At 67.0% G+C, this 17,570-nt stretch carries 13 protein-coding genes; 7 read left to right on the plus strand and 6 right to left on the minus strand.

Features of this window, described 5'->3' with window-relative positions; translation table 11 throughout:
- The first annotated feature begins 392 nt into the window (after positions 1–392).
- Positions 393–1,757: a glutamate--cysteine ligase gene (locus tag CXG43_RS05025; RefSeq protein ID WP_101098950.1), complete on the plus strand. Its 1,365-nt coding sequence runs from the start codon at positions 393–395 to the stop codon at positions 1,755–1,757.
- A gap of 152 nt (positions 1,758–1,909) precedes the next feature.
- Here CXG43_RS05025 and CXG43_RS05030 read toward each other — a convergent pair whose 3' ends face one another.
- On the minus strand, positions 1,910–2,962 hold the full coding sequence (locus CXG43_RS05030) for an NAD(P)-dependent alcohol dehydrogenase (RefSeq protein WP_101098951.1): 1,053 nt from the start codon (positions 2,960–2,962) through the stop codon (positions 1,910–1,912).
- Between the two features lie 105 nt (positions 2,963–3,067).
- On the opposite strand from CXG43_RS05030, the gene CXG43_RS05035 reads away from it, so the two are divergent.
- The 5 genes from CXG43_RS05035 to fghA all read left to right on the plus strand — a co-directional run bounded on the left by CXG43_RS05035 (position 3,068) and on the right by fghA (position 8,633).
- A complete protein-coding gene (locus tag CXG43_RS05035; RefSeq protein WP_101098952.1) occupies positions 3,068–3,955 on the plus strand; it encodes a LysR family transcriptional regulator in 888 nt (295 codons plus the stop codon).
- A 379-nt stretch (positions 3,956–4,334) separates the two neighbouring features.
- Positions 4,335–6,239 carry a pyridoxal-dependent decarboxylase gene (locus tag CXG43_RS05040; RefSeq protein WP_198551385.1) on the plus strand — a complete coding sequence of 635 codons (1,905 nt, stop codon included), beginning with the start codon at positions 4,335–4,337 and terminating at the stop codon, positions 6,237–6,239.
- 79 nt (positions 6,240–6,318) lie between these two features.
- Positions 6,319–6,594 carry a metal/formaldehyde-sensitive transcriptional repressor gene (locus CXG43_RS05045; protein ID WP_101098954.1) on the plus strand — a complete coding sequence of 92 codons (276 nt, stop codon included), beginning with the start codon at positions 6,319–6,321 and terminating at the stop codon, positions 6,592–6,594.
- A gap of 90 nt (positions 6,595–6,684) precedes the next feature.
- Entirely contained in the window at positions 6,685–7,794 is a 1,110-nt protein-coding gene (locus tag CXG43_RS05050) for an S-(hydroxymethyl)glutathione dehydrogenase/class III alcohol dehydrogenase (RefSeq protein WP_101098955.1), read from the plus strand.
- Positions 7,795–7,808: 14 nt separating this feature from the next.
- Positions 7,809–8,633 (plus strand): S-formylglutathione hydrolase, encoded by an 825-nt coding sequence (gene fghA / locus CXG43_RS05055; RefSeq protein ID WP_101098956.1) that lies wholly within the window; start codon positions 7,809–7,811, stop codon positions 8,631–8,633.
- Positions 8,634–8,685: 52 nt separating this feature from the next.
- Here the strand turns inward: fghA and CXG43_RS05060 are convergent, their stop codons facing one another.
- The 5 genes from CXG43_RS05060 to CXG43_RS05080 form a co-directional block, all read right to left on the minus strand.
- Positions 8,686–9,546 (minus strand): PA4780 family RIO1-like protein kinase, encoded by an 861-nt coding sequence (locus tag CXG43_RS05060; RefSeq protein WP_101098957.1) that lies wholly within the window; start codon positions 9,544–9,546, stop codon positions 8,686–8,688.
- A 120-nt stretch (positions 9,547–9,666) separates the two neighbouring features.
- Positions 9,667–10,011 (minus strand): hypothetical protein, encoded by a 345-nt coding sequence (locus CXG43_RS05065; RefSeq protein WP_101098958.1) that lies wholly within the window; start codon positions 10,009–10,011, stop codon positions 9,667–9,669.
- A 67-nt stretch (positions 10,012–10,078) separates the two neighbouring features.
- Positions 10,079–11,020 (minus strand): DegV family protein, encoded by a 942-nt coding sequence (locus tag CXG43_RS05070; RefSeq protein ID WP_101098959.1) that lies wholly within the window; start codon positions 11,018–11,020, stop codon positions 10,079–10,081.
- 156 nt (positions 11,021–11,176) lie between these two features.
- Positions 11,177–12,430, minus strand: coding sequence for an amidohydrolase family protein (locus CXG43_RS05075; protein ID WP_101098960.1), 1,254 nt, complete (start codon positions 12,428–12,430; stop codon positions 11,177–11,179).
- Positions 12,430–13,833, minus strand: a complete 1,404-nt coding sequence (locus CXG43_RS05080) for an amidohydrolase (RefSeq protein ID WP_101098961.1) — start codon at positions 13,831–13,833, stop codon at positions 12,430–12,432. Before CXG43_RS05080 ends, CXG43_RS05075 begins: the two co-directional genes overlap by 1 nt.
- A gap of 241 nt (positions 13,834–14,074) precedes the next feature.
- On the opposite strand from CXG43_RS05080, the gene CXG43_RS05085 reads away from it, so the two are divergent.
- Complete coding sequence (locus CXG43_RS05085; protein ID WP_101098962.1) at positions 14,075–17,464, plus strand: autotransporter serine protease; 3,390 nt, start codon at positions 14,075–14,077, stop codon at positions 17,462–17,464.
- Positions 17,465–17,570 lie beyond the last annotated feature (106 nt).

Below are 17,570 nucleotides of genomic sequence, written 5' to 3' on the forward strand. Positions count from 1 at the left end.
ACGACCGTTGGTCGTCACGCTTGTGCCTGCCGCTGCGCTCGCCGAGCATGGCTCGGCGCTACCGGTCCTCGACCCCGCCCGGGTCCGCTGGCCGTCTGCTTCGGCGGTTGGCAGGTGACGACCGTTGGTCTTAGTGGGTGACGACCGTTGGTCGTCACGCTTGTGCCTGCCGCTGCGCGCGTCGGCGCAACCCTCGACACGCGTGTCGGAATCGGCCATGGCGGTCGGGACGAACGTCATCCCTCCAGTGTACGGGGGTCAAGCCCCCGCCGGTGGGATGCTGAAGTCCGTCACGAGGGCGTGACGCAGGCAGGCCTCACGCTATAGTGCGCCCTTGTGATGACGGGGCCGCAGCCCCATTCCATCCGCCACCCCACCAGCGAGCCTGTCCCTTGTCGAGCCCCAGCCACGTCGCGCAGACGCCCATCACTGACCGTTCGCAGCTGGTGGAGGTGATCGCCTCGGGAGAGAAGCCGCGCGCCGCCTGGCGCATCGGTACCGAGCATGAAAAATTCGGCTTCCGGCTGGACGACCTGCGTGCGCCTACCTTCGACGGTGATCGCGGTATCGAAGCACTGCTGCAGGGCCTGCAGCGGTTCGGCTGGGAAGCGGTGCAGGAAAAAGGCCGCACCATCGCCCTGCTGCGCGATGGCGCCTCGGTGACGCTGGAACCGGCTGGCCAGCTGGAATTGTCCGGCGCGGCAGTGGAAACCATCCACCACACCTGCGTGGAGACCGGCACCCATCTCAATGAAGTGGCCCAGGTAGCCGGTGAGCTGCAGCTGGGCTTCCTCGGCATGGGCTTCCAGCCCAAGTGGACGCGCGATGAGATGCCGTGGATGCCGAAGGGCCGCTACCAGATCATGAAGAACTACATGCCCAAGGTCGGCTCGCTCGGCCTGGACATGATGACCCGCACCTGCACGGTGCAGGTCAACCTGGATTACGCATCCGAAGCGGACATGGTGAAGAAGTTCCGCGTGTCGCTGGCACTGCAGCCGATCGCCACCGCGCTGTTCGCCGATTCGCCGTTCACCGAAGGCAAGCCGAACGGCTACCTCAGCTATCGTTCGCACATCTGGACCGATACCGATGGCGACCGCACCGGCATGCTGGACTTCGTGTTCGAGGACGGCTTCGGTTACGAGCGCTACGTGGATTACCTGCTCGATGTGCCGATGTATTTCTCTTACCGCGATGGCGTGTACCACGATGCCAGCGGCCAGAGCTTCCGCGATTTCATGGCCGGCAGGCTTCCGGTGCTGCCGGGCCAGCTGCCGACCCTGACCGATTGGGCCGACCACATGACCACCGCCTTCCCGGAAGTGCGGTTGAAGAAGTACCTGGAAATGCGCGGCGCCGACGGGGGCCCGTGGAGCCGCCTGTGCGCGCTGCCGGCCTTCTGGGTGGGCCTGCTGTATGACGATGAGGCCCTGGATGCAGCCTGGGACCTGGTGCGTGATTTCACCCTGGTCGAGCGCCACGCGCTGCGCGATGGCGTGCCCAAGCATGCGATGAACCTGCCGTTCCGCAACGGCACGGTGCGTGATCTTTCGCGCGAGGCGGTGAAGATCGCGGTGGGCGGCCTGAAGCGCCGCGCTGCGTTGAACAGCGACGGCATGGACGAAAGCCATTACCTGGACGTGCTGCAGGAAATCGTCGAGTCCGGCCTGACGCCGGCCGAGCGCAAGCTGGCGCTGTTCCATGGGCGCTGGAATGGCGACGTGGACCACGTGTTCCGCGAATTCGCGTACTGATCGTTGCGGCGAACGGCGAACGGCGGAGCCCCTCGTGGTGGGTCGCAGGATGCGGCTTTTGCCGTCCCCCGACCAAGCCCACCGCCCGGCCAAAACCAGAGATCAGGCTTGACGCGACCCACCACGAGGGGCCGCGCCGTTCGCCTGCCTGATCAGCCCTTGATCGAGGCCATGTCGATCACGAAGCGGTAGCGCACGTCATTCTTCGCCATGCGCTCCCACGCTTCGTTGACGTCCTGGATGTTGATCACTTCCACGTCGCTGACGATGCCGTGCTCGGCACAGAAATCCATCATTTCCTGGGTTTCGGCCATTCCGCCGATCGCCGATCCAGTCAGGTGCTTGCGGCCGAAGATCACGCTCACGCCGGTCAGCGGCGGGTCGAGTTCGGTCAGCACGCCCACCAGGCACATCGTGGCATCGCGCTTGAGCAGGCCCATGTATGGATTGGTGTCATGGCCGACCGGGATGGTGTTGAGCAGGAAGTCGAAGCTGCCCGCGTGGGCCTTCATCTGCTCCGGATCGCGCGACACCAGCACTTCATCGGCGCCCAGACGGGTGGCATCGGCGCCCTTTTCCGGGGTGGTGGTGATCATCACCACGTGCGCACCGAGGGCCTTGGCGAACTTCACGCCCATGTGGCCCAGCCCGCCCAGCCCGATCACGCCAACCTTCTGGCCCGGGCCGACCTTGAAGTGCTTCAGCGGCGAATAGGTGGTGATGCCGGCGCACAGCAGTGGCGCGGCGGCCTTCAGGTCCAGCGTCCCGGAGACTTTCACCACGAAGCGCTGCTCCACCACGATGTGGTCGGAGTAGCCGCCCTGCGTTGTTTCGCCGGTATGCCGGTCAGTGCCGTTGTAGGTGAACGTCGCGCCTTCGGCGCAGTACTGCTCGAGGTCGTGGCTGCAGGCTTCGCAATGGCGGCAGGAATCGACCATGCAGCCGACGCCGGCGAAGTCGCCGACCTTCAGCGTGGTGACCTCGGCGCCGACTTCGACCACCTTGCCGATGATCTCGTGGCCGGGAACCATCGGGTACTTTGCGCCGCCCCAGTCATCGCGGGCCTGGTGCAGGTCCGAATGGCAGATGCCGCTGTACAGGATCTCGATGCGGACATCGCCGGCGCCGACGGCGCGACGCTCGAAGGTGAACGGAACCAGCGGCGCCGTGTTGGAATGCGCGGCATAGGCTTTGGCGAGGGACATGGGGGAATCCTTGGCAGGGTTTATGGAAAGGCGCTTTACAATACGCCCGCGGCGACGCCCCACATAGGCCGTTGATCGGGATGATTCATCAAGGCGGACAGGATAATGGCGACGGATAACCTCACCCATCTCGCGGCGTTTGCCGCCGTGGCGCGTCATCGCAGCTTCCGCCGCGCCGCTGCCGAACTGGCGCTGTCCACGTCGGCGGTCAGCTATGCCATCCGTGCGCTGGAAGAACGCCTGGGGGTAGGCCTGTTCCACCGCACCACGCGCAGCGTCTCGCTGACCGAGGCCGGCCAGCGGCTGATGGAGCGGCTGCAGCCGGCACTGGGGCAGGTAAGCGACGCACTGGAGGAAATGAACCAGTTCCGCGCCACGCCGGCAGGATTGCTGCGCATCAACGCGGCCCGCGCCGCCGTGCCGACCCAGCTCAGTCCGCGACTGGCCGATTTCCTGCGTGCGCACCCGGACGTGCGCATCGAGGTGACCGAAAACGACGGGCTGGTGGACATCGTCGCCGAGGGTTTCGATGCGGGCGTGCGCCTGCACGAGTTCGTGCCCGAAGACATGGTGGCCGTTCCGCTGGGGCCGGCCCTGCGCGGCATGATCGTGGCCTCGCCCGCCTACCTGGCCCGCCACGAAACCCCGCAGCACCCGCGGGACCTGCTGCGCCACCAGTGCGTCCGCTTCCGCTTCGCCAGCGGTCATCTGTACAAATGGCAGTTCGAACGCGGCGATGAAACGCTGGAGATCGACGTCCAGGGCCGGATCACCTTGAGCGAGCAGACCACCATCGTGCGCGCCGTGCTGGACGGGTTGGGCATTGCCTACGTGCTGGAAGACGCCGCGCGTCCGTGGCTGGCGTCCGGGCAGCTGGTCAGCATGCTGGAAGACTGGAGTCCGCCGTTCCCGGGGTTCGTGCTGTATTACCCGCGGCAGCGGCAGATGACCTCGGCGCTGCGTGCGTTCGTGGACCTGCTGCGCGTGGCGTGAATGGCGCCTGCGCGCCGTCTGCATCCGGATCCGAGCCTGCGCCGGTCATCTGCATGACGGGCACGCGCGGGGCACTGCCGCGCACCGGATGACGGGTACAACCGCAAACGGCCCAGTGTCGGAAAACCCGATGCCCTATCGGGCAGATTCCCTGCAATCGCCATGGACCGGGCAACGCAGGATCGGGCTGCTGCACGCGCACCCGCCATGAAGCAGGCGCCAACCGCCGGCGTTGCCGCGGCAGCACTTTCCTGCCATGGCCAAGGTGTATACCCGCATGCAATCACGCGCTTCCAATCCCGCCGTCCTTACCCAGGCGTGGCCCGCTCCCGCCCCTGATCTTCCCGCCTGCTCAGCGCTGCAGACGTTGCAGGATCCCATGGCTGCGTGCTTTCTCGGGCCCTTCGCCGACAACGACGGGTTCATCCAGGAGCTGCTCTACGACTTCTTCCGCGATCATGTCGAGTGGCGTCGAAGCCTGCACCCGCAGGGCGACGGGCCCGTGCCGGCCCCGCGCGCGGCCTCGCCGAAATACCGTCAGCTGCAGCAGCGCATGTTGGAAGAACTCAGCGCACTGTCCCATGCACTGAAGGACTCAGTGCCTTTCCACAGCCCACGCTACATCGGCCACATGTCATCGGACCTGCTGCTGCCCGGCCTGTTGGCGCAGATGCTGACGCTGCCTTACGACCCCAACAACATCAACACCGACTCCGGCGCGGTCACCATGCGCATGGAAATGGAGGTTGGCCTGCAACTGGCCCGCATGCTCGGCTGGCCCGACGATGTCAGGCAGCCGGATTGTGCCTTCGGCCACCTGACCTCCGGCGGCACCACCGCCAACTACCAGGCGCTGCGCCTGGCCATGTCACTGAAGGCCTGGCCAGTGGCGCTGCGTGCTGCCAAGGTGCCGGACATTCCCCTGCCGGAGGACGACGACGCGGCGTTCAACTGCGGTCCCGCCGCTGGCATCGCGCTGTTCCAGCAATGGCAGGCGTGGATTGCCGCGCTTCCACCCGCTGACCGCCAGCGGTGGCGTGCCCGGGTCACTGGGCAGCAGGTCGAAACACTGGGCCTGAACGAATTCTTCGCCCGCCATCCCACGCTTCGCGTTCCGCAGGTGCTGGCATCGTCGACCGTGCATTATTCCTGGAACAAGGGCATGAAGCTGGTCGGCCTGGGCAAGGCACAACTGCGGCTGCTGCGCACCCAGGGCATGCGACTGGACATCGAGGCCCTGGACGAAGCACTGCGCGACTGCGCGCGTACGCGCCAGCCGGTGTTGATGGTCGTGGCCGTGCTGGGCAGCACCGAGTACGGCAGCATCGACCCGGTGGAGGCGATATGCGATGCCCGTGATCGCTCGACCCGGGCAGGGCTGGGCCTCAGCGTGCACGTGGATGCGGCATGGGGCGGCTATCTTGCCAGCGTATTCCGCCATGAAAGCGGGGCGTTGCGGTCGTTGCAGGAAATGCGCGCAGAGTATCGTGACTTCCCGCAGCCCTATGTCTACCGCGCGTTCGAGGGCCTGGCCCGGGCAGATTCGGCCACCGTGGATCCGCACAAACTGGGGTACCTGGCATGCGGCGCAGGCGCCTTCGTCTGCCGTGACAACCGCGCGATGCCCTTGCTGGCCGAACAGGCCGACTACGTGTTCGCCGGCGATCCTGCGGCCGGCTACATCGGTCAGTACGCGCGCGTGGGGCAGTTCACCCCGGAGGGCTCGCGACCGGGCGCGATGGCTGCGGCGGCCTACGTCAGCCAGCGCGTACTGCCGTTGGACCATGCCCATTTCGGCGTGCTGGCCCGTCGCACCCTGCTGGCCGCCGAATTTTTCACGGACCAGGTGACGGACTTCGCCGAACGCGTTCGCGACGTGGCCGAAGTCCTGGTGCCGTGCGAGCCGGACAGCAACCTGGTGTGCCTTGCGTTGAACCCGCAGGGCAATCGCTGCATCGATGCGGCCAGCCGATTCGTGCAGCAGCTCCATGATCGGCTCAGGCCTGATCCGTTGGGAAATGGCAGCTGTCCGGCCTTCCTCGCTTCCAGCACCAGTCTGCGCGAGCAGGCAGTGGGCAGGCGGGACATGCGGCGCATCCTGCGCCAGCTCGGCCTGGACGGGGGCGAGGCCGGCAGCTTTGGCAGCCTGTCCATCCTGCGCCACTCGCTGATGAATCCCTTCCTGCTGCGTGCCGAGGCTGCAGGAGAGGCGAACAACCCCATCACGCAGTATTTCGTGCACTTGGAGGTGCTGGTGCGGGAACTGGCGGCGGGTCTGCGGTGATCCCGCCATGACGTGGGCTGGACCGCCACGGCGGTCATCGATATACTGTCCCCCAGTATAGTTCCATGGCCGCTGCCCGATGCCGCATTCCGCTGAAGAAAAGAAGAAGGTCCTGGCCCGCGTGCGGCGCATTCGCGGCCAGTGCGATGCACTGGACCGCGCGCTGGAATCCGGCGCGGACTGCGGCCCGGTGCTGCAGCAGATCGCGGCCATCCGCGGTGCGGTGAACGGGCTGATGTCCGAGGTCATGGAAGCGCACCTGCGCGAGGAGTTCGGCCAGCCTGCAGCGTCCGACGCGCAGCGTTCCGAGCGCGTGCGCGACATGGGCGCGCTGATCCGTTCCTACCTGAAATGAACCGTGCCCGCCGCTTGCGGGCGCTCGTCAACACGCGCGCAACACGCGCCTGCCTACCCTTGTCCTTGTCCGTCCCCTGGAGAACCCACCATGAAGTCCCGCGCCGCCGTAGCCTTTGGTCCTGGCCAGCCACTGAAGATCGTCGAGATCGACGTCGCCCCGCCGAAGAAGGGCGAGGTGCTGGTCAAGATCACCCACACCGGCGTCTGCCACACCGATGCGTTCACCCTGTCCGGTGATGACCCGGAAGGCTTGTTCCCGGCCGTGCTGGGCCATGAAGGCGCCGGCATCGTGGTGGAAGTGGGCGAGGGCGTGACCAGCGTGCAGCCGGGCGACCACGTGATCCCGCTGTACACCGCCGAGTGCGGTGAATGCCTGTTCTGCAAGAGTGGCAAGACCAACCTGTGCGTGGCCGTGCGGGCCACGCAGGGCAAGGGCGTGATGCCCGATGGCACCACCCGCTTCAGCTACAACGGCGAGCCGATCTACCACTACATGGGCTGCTCGACCTTCAGCGAATACACCGTAGTGGCCGAAGTATCGCTGGCCAGGATCAACCCGGATGCCAATCCGGAACACGTCTGCCTGCTCGGCTGCGGCGTCACCACCGGCATCGGCGCGGTACACAACACCGCCAAAGTGCAGGAAGGCGACAGCGTGGCGGTGTTCGGGCTGGGCGGCATCGGCCTGGCGGTGATCCAGGGCGCACGCCAGGCCAAGGCCGGGCGCATCATCGCCATCGACACCAACCCATCCAAATTCGAACTGGCGCGTGAGTTCGGTGCCACCGACTGCGTCAACCCGAGCGAGCACGAGGCGCCGATCCAGCAGGTGGTCGTGGAAATGACCGGCTGGGGCGTGGACCACAGCTTCGAGTGCATCGGCAACGTCAACGTGATGCGCGCTGCACTGGAATGCGCGCACCGTGGCTGGGGCCAGTCGGTGGTGATCGGCGTGGCCGGCGCCGGCAAGGAGATCTCGACCCGTCCGTTCCAGCTGGTCACCGGCCGTACCTGGAAGGGCAGCGCGTTCGGCGGGGTGAAGGGACGCAGCCAGCTGCCGGGCATGGTCGAAGATGCGATGAAGGGCGATATCGAACTGGCGCCGTTCGTCACCCACACCATGGAACTGGAAAAGATCAACGAAGCCTTCGACCTGATGCATGAAGGCAAGTCGATCCGTTCGGTCGTGCACTTCTGATCGGGGGCCACAGCATGCAACGCATTGAACACCGCGCCTGTTCCGGCGGCTGGCAGGACGTCTACCAGCACCGTTCGGAGGTGCTGGACTGCGAGATGAAATTGGCGGTCTACCTGCCACCGCAGGCCGCCACGCAGAAGCTGCCGGTGCTGTACTGGCTGAGTGGGCTGACCTGCAACGAGCAGAACTTCATCACCAAGGCCGGTGCACAGCGCTACGCCGCCGAGCACGGCATCATCCTGGTGGCGCCGGACACCAGTCCGCGCGGCGATGAGGTGGCCGATGCGGAAGGCTACGACCTGGGCAAGGGCGCGGGGTTCTACCTCAATGCCACGCAGGAACCGTGGGCGCGCCACTACCGCATGCACGACTACATCGTGGAGGAGCTGCCGGCGCTGATCGAAGCGCATTTCCCGGCAAGCGATGCGCGCGGCATCAGCGGCCATTCGATGGGCGGTCACGGCGCGCTGGTGCTGGCACTGCGCAATCCTGGCCGCTACCGCAGCGTATCGGCGTTCTCACCGATCGTGGCGCCCAGCCAGGTGCCGTGGGGCGAGAAGGCGTTCAGCGCCTACCTGGGCACCGATCGCAGCGCGTGGGCGCAGTGGGATGCCACCGAACTGGTGGCCACCGCGACCGAGCGCCTGCCGCTGCTGGTCGACCAGGGCGACGCCGATGAGTTCCTCGGCGGGCAATTGCAGCCGCAGCGCCTGCAGGCGGCCTGCGAAGCGGCCGACCATCCGCTGCAGCTGCGCCTGCAACCCGGTTACGACCACAGTTATTACTTCATCGCCAGCTTCATCGGTGATCACATCGCGCACCACGCCAAGGCGCTGTGATCGGGTAGCGCCGGGCATGGCTCGGCGCTACGGGACAGCGTGAGCTTCCTGGTCAGTCGTCGTTTTCTTCGGCGGCTTCACGACCCTGCTGGCGGATCAGCGCTTCTTCGCGTGCATCGTTGATGGCGTGGCGGACACTGTCCAGGTCGATGGTGGTTTCATCGTGGACGAAGGTGCCGGTCAGCGGCGAATCGGGCAGCAGGTCACCGGCTTCGAACAGCGCCCACATCTCTTCGCCGTACCAGGTGTCGAGCAGCTCCGGGGCAAAGCGCCCCAGGTAGGCGGTGAGATTGTTGACGTCGCGCAGCAGCATGCTGCGCGCGGCATTGTTGCCTGCGGCACTGACCACCTGCGGGAAATCGATCACCACCGGGCCCTGCGGGTCCACCAGCACGTTGTACGGTGACAGATCGCCGTGGATCAGGCCGCAGCACAGCATGCGCACGACCTGGCGTACCAGCACCTGGTGGTAATCGCGTGCCTGGTCCGGCGCCAGTTCCACTTCGCCCAAGCGCGGGGCGGAGAAGCCCTCGGCATCGGTGACCAGTTCCATCACCAGCACGCCGTGATAGTAGCCATGCGGCTCGGGGACGCGGACACCGGCGTCGCGCAGCTGGTACAGCGCATCCACTTCGGTGTTTTTCCAGGCGGTTTCCTGCTGCTTGCGGCCGTACTTGCTGGCCTTGCCCACGGCACGGGCTTCGCGGCTGCCACGGACCTTGCGGCCTTCCTGGTACTGCACGCGCTGCTGGAAGCTGCGCTGTGCCATGTCCTTGTAAACCTTCGCGCAACGCACATCGTCACCGCTGCGTACCACGTACACAGCCGCTTCCTTGCCACTCTTCAGTGGGCGCAGCACTTCATCGATCACGCCGTCGTCGATCAGCGCCTGCAGGCCTTGGGGGGTCTTCACATAACCTCGGTGGGACGGCCGGCGCCAACGGCGGGCCTGAAAGGGGGGTGATTTTCGCACCTTCCTGACCCGGCGGCCACCTGCCCCTTCCTGCGGAAGCCGCCGGGCATGGGCGCGGCGTTACGAGCGGACGTCGTGCAGGGTCCAGTGCGGGCCGGCGAGCAGGCGCAGGCGTTCCTTCAGGATCTCGCCCTTGATCGTGGTGCGGGCTTCAAGCTTGATCTGCAGGTCGTCCTGGCTGCCGGTCACGCTGGCGGCAGGGTCGATGACGCCCCACTGTTCGGGCACCGCGTCCGGATCGGACTGCTTGGCCTTCCACTTCTCGAACAGCGTCGGGTTGGCCAGGGCAGCCTGGAGTTGCTCGGCGAAGCCCTCGGCACCATGGGCGGTGAATGCAAGTTCGGCATCGCTGCCGCGGGCCTTGGCCGGGTCCGGCAGGCTGATGTAGTACGTGGTCATTGGCATCTCCGTTCAAGGGTGCAAGCGTTGCAGGCGGCCGGTGCACGGTGCGTGCAGGACCGCCGCAGGCTACTCATTCGAAGCGGTGCGGTCCATCGGCGAGACCGACCGTCAATGCCCCCTTGCCCACGTTGACCATGCCGGTCAGGCTCATCACCGTTTCCAGCACCGCCACGCCGTGGTCGCTGCAGACCTGGCGCAGCGCATCGTAGCCGGGCAGGGCGCGCAGTTCGTCCAGTTCGCCACCGTAGCTCAGGCATACCGCCGGGGTCATCAACCCGGCGCGTACGCGCTGGCCGACCACCTCGAACAGCTTGGTCACCGCGTTGTCGAAGCCCTTGATCTTGGCCACCGGGCCGGTCTCGCCGCGGTAGCCGTGCAGCACCGGCTTGATGTCCAGTGCACTGCCCAGCGCGGCGCTGATCAGGCCGACGCTGCGATCCCCTTTGTGGCGGGCGCGGGCGCGCATGTAGTACAGGTCGCGGGTGATCATGTAGCCATGCACGTTGCCGGCCAGTTCTTCCAGCCGCTCGCGGATCTGCTGCACGCTGGCGCCGCTGTCGCGCAGCCGCACCGCTTCCACGGCGGTCACGGCCTGGGCGGCGAACAGGTTCTGGGTGTCGATCACCCGCAGCGCGAACGGCGAATTGAAACCTGCCGCCTGGCGCACCGGTTTGTAGTCGTTGAGGATGGCGAAGCTGGCCTGCAGCGCGTTGTCGTGGATCGGGCTGCGGGTCTTGGTGATGGTCATGCAGAACACATGGTCGTAATCGATCACCAGGCGCTGCAGGAACAGGTCGCGGATCTGCTGGACGCTGAAGGGTATGGTCTCCGCCTCCGCGCCGTTCTCCGCCACGTGGGCATGCAGGAAGCTGAGCGTGGCCTGTTCGTCGCGATGGTCGGCGAGGATGGCTTCGCCGATCCGCACCGTGATCGGCAGCAGGACGATGTTGTGCTGGGTGATGAAGTCCTGCGGCAGGTCGCAGGCCGAGTCAACGACGATTCCGATGCGCATTCGCAGGCCCCCTCCAGGCGCGTTTACCGCTTCATAAGCGTGAAACGTATCGCACTTTTGGCCATTCCGCGCGTGCCATCGGCGTCCGGGTGTCCAGCGGCTGCGGTGCACCGCAGCCGGCCAGGTGGTGTCCTTGGGGCCCGGGGCCGGGGCAGGTCAGGGCTGCGCCGTGCGCGGCAGGTAACGGTCGCGCAGTTCGGTCTGGCGCGAACGCATCGGCATCGCGCGTCCGCCCAGCCACACCTGCTCGGCATAATGCGCCACGTCCAGTGGATCGCCTTCCCACAGCACCAGGTCGGCCAGCTTGCCCGGCTCGATGCTGCCGATGCGGTCGCCCACGCCCAGCGCCTGCGCCGGTACCCGGGTCAGGCCGGCCAGTCCGTCGGCCCACGGCAAGCCATGCGCCACCGCGTTGCCCGCCAGCTGGCGCACCTTGCGCGCGTTGTGCGAGGCATCGCCGCTCTGGGTGAAGCTGACCTCCACTCCGGCCTTGCGCAGGCGGGCGGCATTTTCCAGGGTCGCGCCGATCTGGTCGAAGGTGGTCGGCAGATTGCCCAGCGCATCGACGAAGACCGGCACGCGGGCTTGGGCCAGTTCGGGTGCCAATTGCCAGGCCTCGGCGCCGCCGGCGATGGCGATCTTGACCTTCTCGCGTGCCGACCAGCGCAGCAGCTGGCGGATGTCCGAGGCACGGTCCACTTCGATGATGATGCGGCCCTTGCCGGCCAGGTAATCGGCCAGCGTGCGCCGGCCGGCGGGGGTCAGCAGGGCATGCGGAGAATCACTGCCGAGGCGGCCACGGGCCTCGTCGACGGCCTGCTGCAGCAGCATCCACTGGGCTGCGCGGGACTTGCCGGTCAGCTCTGCCGCGGCCGATCCCAGCCGCAGGTACAGGGCGCGCGGACCGATCGGATCGGCACTGCCATCCAGCCGGATCACGCCGCCCTGGCCGGCGATGAAGCCGCCGCCGATGTGCGCGCCCAGCGCGGTGAAGCCGATGCCTTCCACGCGTGCCACCGGAACCAGGATCGAGGCCGGGTTGTAGGCCAGGGTGACGTCGAACTCCGGCCGCAACGGCTGCTCGCCGAGGGTCAGGGTGCTGTCCACCGTGCTCTCTTCGCCGGATACTTCCTCGATGCCGATTTCGGTGATGCCACCGAACAGCGCGGGCGTCAGCGGACGGCCCTCGGCCTCCACCACCGCCACGCCGGCCGGTGCGGCAAGGCCGCTGCCCACCGCCTGGATGACACCGCCGCGCACCAGCACATCGGCATTGGACAGGCTGCCGCGCGCGCTGGCGGTATGCACGGTCGCGTTGCGGATCAACAGGTCCTGCGCGGTGGCGGGCAGCGCGGCCAGGCCCAGCAGCAGGGCGAGGGCGTGCGCGGTCTTGATGCGTGCACCGATCATCAGCGCACCTCCTGGCCGAGACGGAAATCAGACACCGGTTTGCTGCGCGGATCGGCCCGATCGTAGTACTGATGACCGTCGATGAAGACCTGGTCGGCCAGCGCATAGGAACTGAAGGGGTTGCCGTTCCACACCACCACGTCGGCGTTCTTGCCCGCTTCCAGGGTGCCGGTCTTGCCTTCGATCCCGAGCGCCTTGGCCGCATTGGCGGTCATCCAGGTGATGGCGCGTTCTGGCGCGATCGCCGGCATGTCGGCGCGGCGCGCGGCGGCGATCACCTTGGCCGCTTCCTGGTTCAGGCGCTGGATGCCTTCAGGGGAGTCCGAATGCACGATGGCGCAGCTGTTGGCAGGGCGATCGACCAGCGCGATGTTCTCCTGGATGCCGTCGAAAGCTTCCATCTTGAAGCCCCACCAGTCAGCCCACAGCGCGCCGCAGACGCCTTCCTGGGCCAGTCGGTCGGCCAGCTTGTAGGCTTCCACGCCGTGGTGGAACGCGGCGATCCTGAACCCGAACTCATCGGCCAGGTCGAGCATGGTGGCCATCTCGTCGGCGCGGTAGCAGTGGATGTGCACGCGGATGTCGCCCTGGATCGTGCCGGCCAGCGTGTCCAGTTTCAGGTCGCGCTTGCCGCCGCTGTCGCCGCTGCTGTCTTCCTTGTCGCCGCCGAACCAGCGCTTGCGCTTGGCCGGCTTGGCGGTGTTCTTGGCGATGTAGTCGCTGGCATCGATGAAGGCGGCGCGGTAGCCGGCCACGTTGCCCATCCGGGTGCCCGGTGCGGTGCCCTTGCCGCCGTACACGCGCTTGGGATTCTCGCCGCAGGCCATCTTCAGCCCCCACGGCGCACCGGGGAATTTCATCGCCTGGTAGGTGGTGGTGGGTACGTTCTTGAGCACCACGCCGCGGCCGCCGACCAGGTTGGCCGAACCGGGCAGCACCTGCATGCTGGTCACCCCGCCGGCCAACGCCTCGGCGAAACCGGGATCCTGTGGCCACACCGAATGTTCGGCCCAGACGTTGGCGGTCACCGGCGCGGTCATCTCGTTGCCATCGCTGTGCGCGCTGACGCCGGGGCTGGGATACACGCCCAGGTGCGAGTGCACGTCGATCAGGCCGGGGGTCACCCAGCGACCGTGCGCGTCGATGCGGCGCACCTCGCTGCCCGCCTGCAGGGCACGGCCGACCTCCACTACTTTTCCGTCGCGCAGCAGCACGTCCGCATCGTCCAGGCGCTGCCCGGTGCCGGTCAGCACGGTGGCGTTGTGGATCAGCACGGCCTCGCTGCTGCGCGGCTGGTAGGTGCTGGGATACGGATCCTGGATGAAGCGCGAAGCGCCGGTGGCCGGCGCAGCGGCCAGCGACAGCAGCGCCAGGCCGATGCCGGCGCGCAGCAGGTTGTACATGGAGTCCCCGTGAGCATGGTGGTGCAGGCCGCTGACGCTAACGGACTATCGCCCTGCTTGCCAAGTGACCTTCGGCCTGGCGTTGCCAACGTATGCGGCGGGACGGTGAAAGCGCGCCTGCATATTTGCGGTAATCTCGGGGAGCGATGGCCCCAAGCGCTGTCCGCCGTGTGGGTCGCCGCGAGCTCCAATGGCCGCGCGCACCCAGGATGAACCACGTAATCAAGGAATAGATCCAACCATGATCGGTACCACGTTGTTCCGTACTTCTTCTTCGTCGCGACGCCCCCTTCCTTCGTTGCTTGCGTCGGCCATCGCCGGATCCTTGCTGGTGGCTGCCGCGATGCCTGCACTGGCGCAGCCGCAGGATGCGCAGCTTGACCGGTACCAGCAGCTGCGCAGCGTGCAGGCAGCTGCCGCATCGGTGCCTTCGGCCAGCGTTGCGCGTTCGGCTGCGACCGCACTGGCAGCGGCCACCGAAACCGCTCCGGTAATGGGCACCGCTGGCAACCGCGAAAGCTGGCAGACCGACGAGTTCCAGGTGGATTGGGGCCTGGCTGCGATGAACGCCGATGCCGCCTATGCGCGCGGCTTGACCGGCCAGGGGATCCGGCTGGGCGTGTTCGACAGTGGCAGTGGCCTGGCGCACGATGAGTTCGCCGGCAAGAACCACAGCAGCATCCGCATCGCCGACCTGCTGCCCGATGGCACCTCGTGCACCAACGTCAACGCGTTGTGGGGGCCGGACGCCTGCTTCGCCAGTGACGGTGATGTGGTGGCGCTGGAGGCCATCGGCTTCGATTACGGCCTGACCGAGGAAGACATCGCCTTCCTGATCGGTGCCGGTGCGCCGTACGGCCTGACCTTCAACACCCATGGCACGCATGTATCGGGCACCATTGCCGCCAACCGCGATGGCAGCGGCATGCATGGCGTGGCCTTCGGCGCGGACCTGGCCGCGGCCAAGCTGTTCTTCGACAGCTATGTCGAGTGGTACCTGGGATCGGACAATTACTACCGCCAAGGCGCTGTGTTCCCGCAGGTCGGACCGAGCGAAGATGCCTTCGCCAGCATGTATTCACAGATGAACGCCCAGGGCGTGCGCGCGATCAATCACAGCTGGGGCCTGGGCAGCGAGCCGGAGACCGTCGAGCAGTTCGATGAGATCTACAACCATGAAGGCGACCGCGCCTATCTGGATATCTTCGCCGAAGGCTCGCGCCAGGCCGGCATGATCCAGGTGTGGGCAGCCGGCAACTCCGCCGCCTACAACCCCAGCCCGGAAGAGGCTCCGCTGGCCGGCGTGTATGCCACGCTGCCGCGCGCCTTCGCGGACATCGAACCGTACTGGCTTGCGGTGGTGAACCTCGACCAGAACCTGCAGCTGAGCGACCTGTCGCACCGCTGCGGGCTGGCGGCGAACTGGTGCCTGGCCGCGCCGGGCAGCGACATCATTTCCACCTCGTACGGTTCGGAAGGACTGGAAGGCCAGCTGGCCACCGATGACAACCAGAACGTGCTGCTGGACGCGCTGCAGCGCGTGCCCAGCTACACCTACGAACAGATGAGCGGCACCTCGATGGCGGCCCCGCACGTCACCGGCGCGCTGGGCCTGCTGTTCGAACGTTTCCCGTACCTGGACAACGCGCAGGTGCGCGACGTGCTGCTGACCACCGCCACCGACCTGGGCGCCGAAGGCGTGGACGATGTCTACGGCTGGGGCCTGGTGAACCTGGAAAGGGCCATCGAAGGTTATGGCCAGCTGCGGGTGGACACCCACGTGGTCATGAACACCGCGGCCGGCGGCCTGAAGGTGTGGGAAGGCGATGCGTGGGACGACTGGACCAACGACATCGGCGGCCCCGGTGCGCTGACCAAGTCCGGCAGCGGCTGGCTGCGCCTGAGCGGTGACAACAGCTTCAATGGCGTGGTGCTGCGCGAAGGCATCCTGGAGCTGGACGGTGTCAACACGCTGACCGATGCGGTGGTGGTGCAGGGTGGCCAGCTGCGTTTGAACGGCAGCCTGGTGGATACCGACCTGGATGTTCGCGGCGGCAGCGGGCTGGTCGCCGCAGGCGCGCTGCTGGAGGGGGCATCGCTGTCGATCAACGGCGGCATGCTGTCATTCAACGGCACGCAGACCGGCGGTTCCACCGTGGTGGGGGCCAATGGCCTGCTGCAGGGCATTGGTACGCTGGGCGATACGCGCGTGGCCGGCATCATCGCGCCGGGCAACTCGATCGGCACGCTGAACATCGATGGCGATTACGTGCAGACCGCCAGCGGCGTCTACCTGGCCGAACTGTCGCCGGGTGGCAGCAGCGACCTGCTGCGCGTCAGCGGTACCGCCTCGCTGGATGGCACGCTGAAGGCGCTGCCGGAAGCGGGCATCTACTACCTGGGCGAGCAGTTCAACGTCATCCAGGCCGATGGCGGGGTGCAGGGCCGGTTCGCCACAACCGACTTCAGCGCGTTCTCGCCGTTCCTGCAGTTCGGCGTGGGCTACGGCAGCAATGGCATCAACATCGAGGTCACCCGTGGCCAATTGCTGGCCAGTGCGGCGACCACCGCCAACCAGCGCGCGGTGGCCGGTTCGGCTGATGCGCTTGGCGTGGACCAGGGCCTGCCGAAGCCGTTGACCCTGCTGTTCCCACAGCAGGTCGGTGCGGCGTTGGATGGCCTGAGCGGTGAACTGCATGCCGCCACGCCGCTGGCGCTGGTGGAAAGCAGCCGTTACGTGCGCGATGCGGCACTGAGCCGTGCGGTAGGCGCACGTTCGCCGCAGGACGACGGCAGCCAGGCCACCGGTGCGTGGGTGCAGGCCATCGGCGGCAGCGGCAATCTGGATGGCGATGCCAACACGGCACGTACCCGGTCCAACACCAGCGGCTTGCTGGTCGGCATCGATCGTGACATCGGCGGCTGGCAGCTCGGCCTGCTGCTGGGCAACGGCCGCACCGACACCAAGCAGGCGCAGGGGCGCTCGGCCAAGGCGCGCATCGACAACACCCACGTGGGCCTGTACGCCGGCCACAGCTGGGGCGCGTTCGGTCTGCGTGGTGGCCTCGGTTACAGCCGGCATGACATCGACAGCAGCCGCCAGGTGGCCTTCGCCGGCTACGGCGACGCGCTGGATGCCAGCTACGAGGCGAAGACGAAGCAGGCCTTCATCGAAGCCGGTTACCGTTTCGGCGGCACCCAGGGCGGACTGGAGCCGTACCTGCAGCTCGCCCGTGTCGAAGTAGACGTGGACGATGTGCGCGAGCAGGGCGGTGCAGCCGCATTGACCGGCCGGGTGGCCGACACCGCGACCACCGTGGCCACCGCCGGCGTGCGTTTCGACAAGGGGCTGAAGGCAGCGTTCCAGCAGGACGCGTGGCTGCATGTGGTGGGCGGGGTGGGCTATCGCCGCGCCTCTGGTGACCGCGATGGACTGGCGCAGCTGGCCTTCGAGGGCGGCAGCAGCTTTGTCGTCAGCGGCGCGCCGATCGCCGACAGCGCGGTGGTGGCGGAGCTGGGCCTGTCGGCGTGGTTGAGCCCGCGCCAGCAGCTGGAACTGGGCTACAACGGCCAGTTCGGCGATGAAAGCCGCGACCATGGGGTCAATGCACGCTGGTCGGTGCGGTTCTGATCTACGCCTGATCCATGCGTGATCGAGGGCGGCCCACGGGCCGCCCTTTTTGGTTCCGCACCGGCGATGCTCGACTCTGTGCCGCGCCTCTCGCAGAATCGTGCCC

The organism is Stenotrophomonas sp. Bg11-02, from assembly GCF_002836635.1.
Lineage (GTDB): Bacteria > Pseudomonadota > Gammaproteobacteria > Xanthomonadales > Xanthomonadaceae > Stenotrophomonas > Stenotrophomonas lacuserhaii.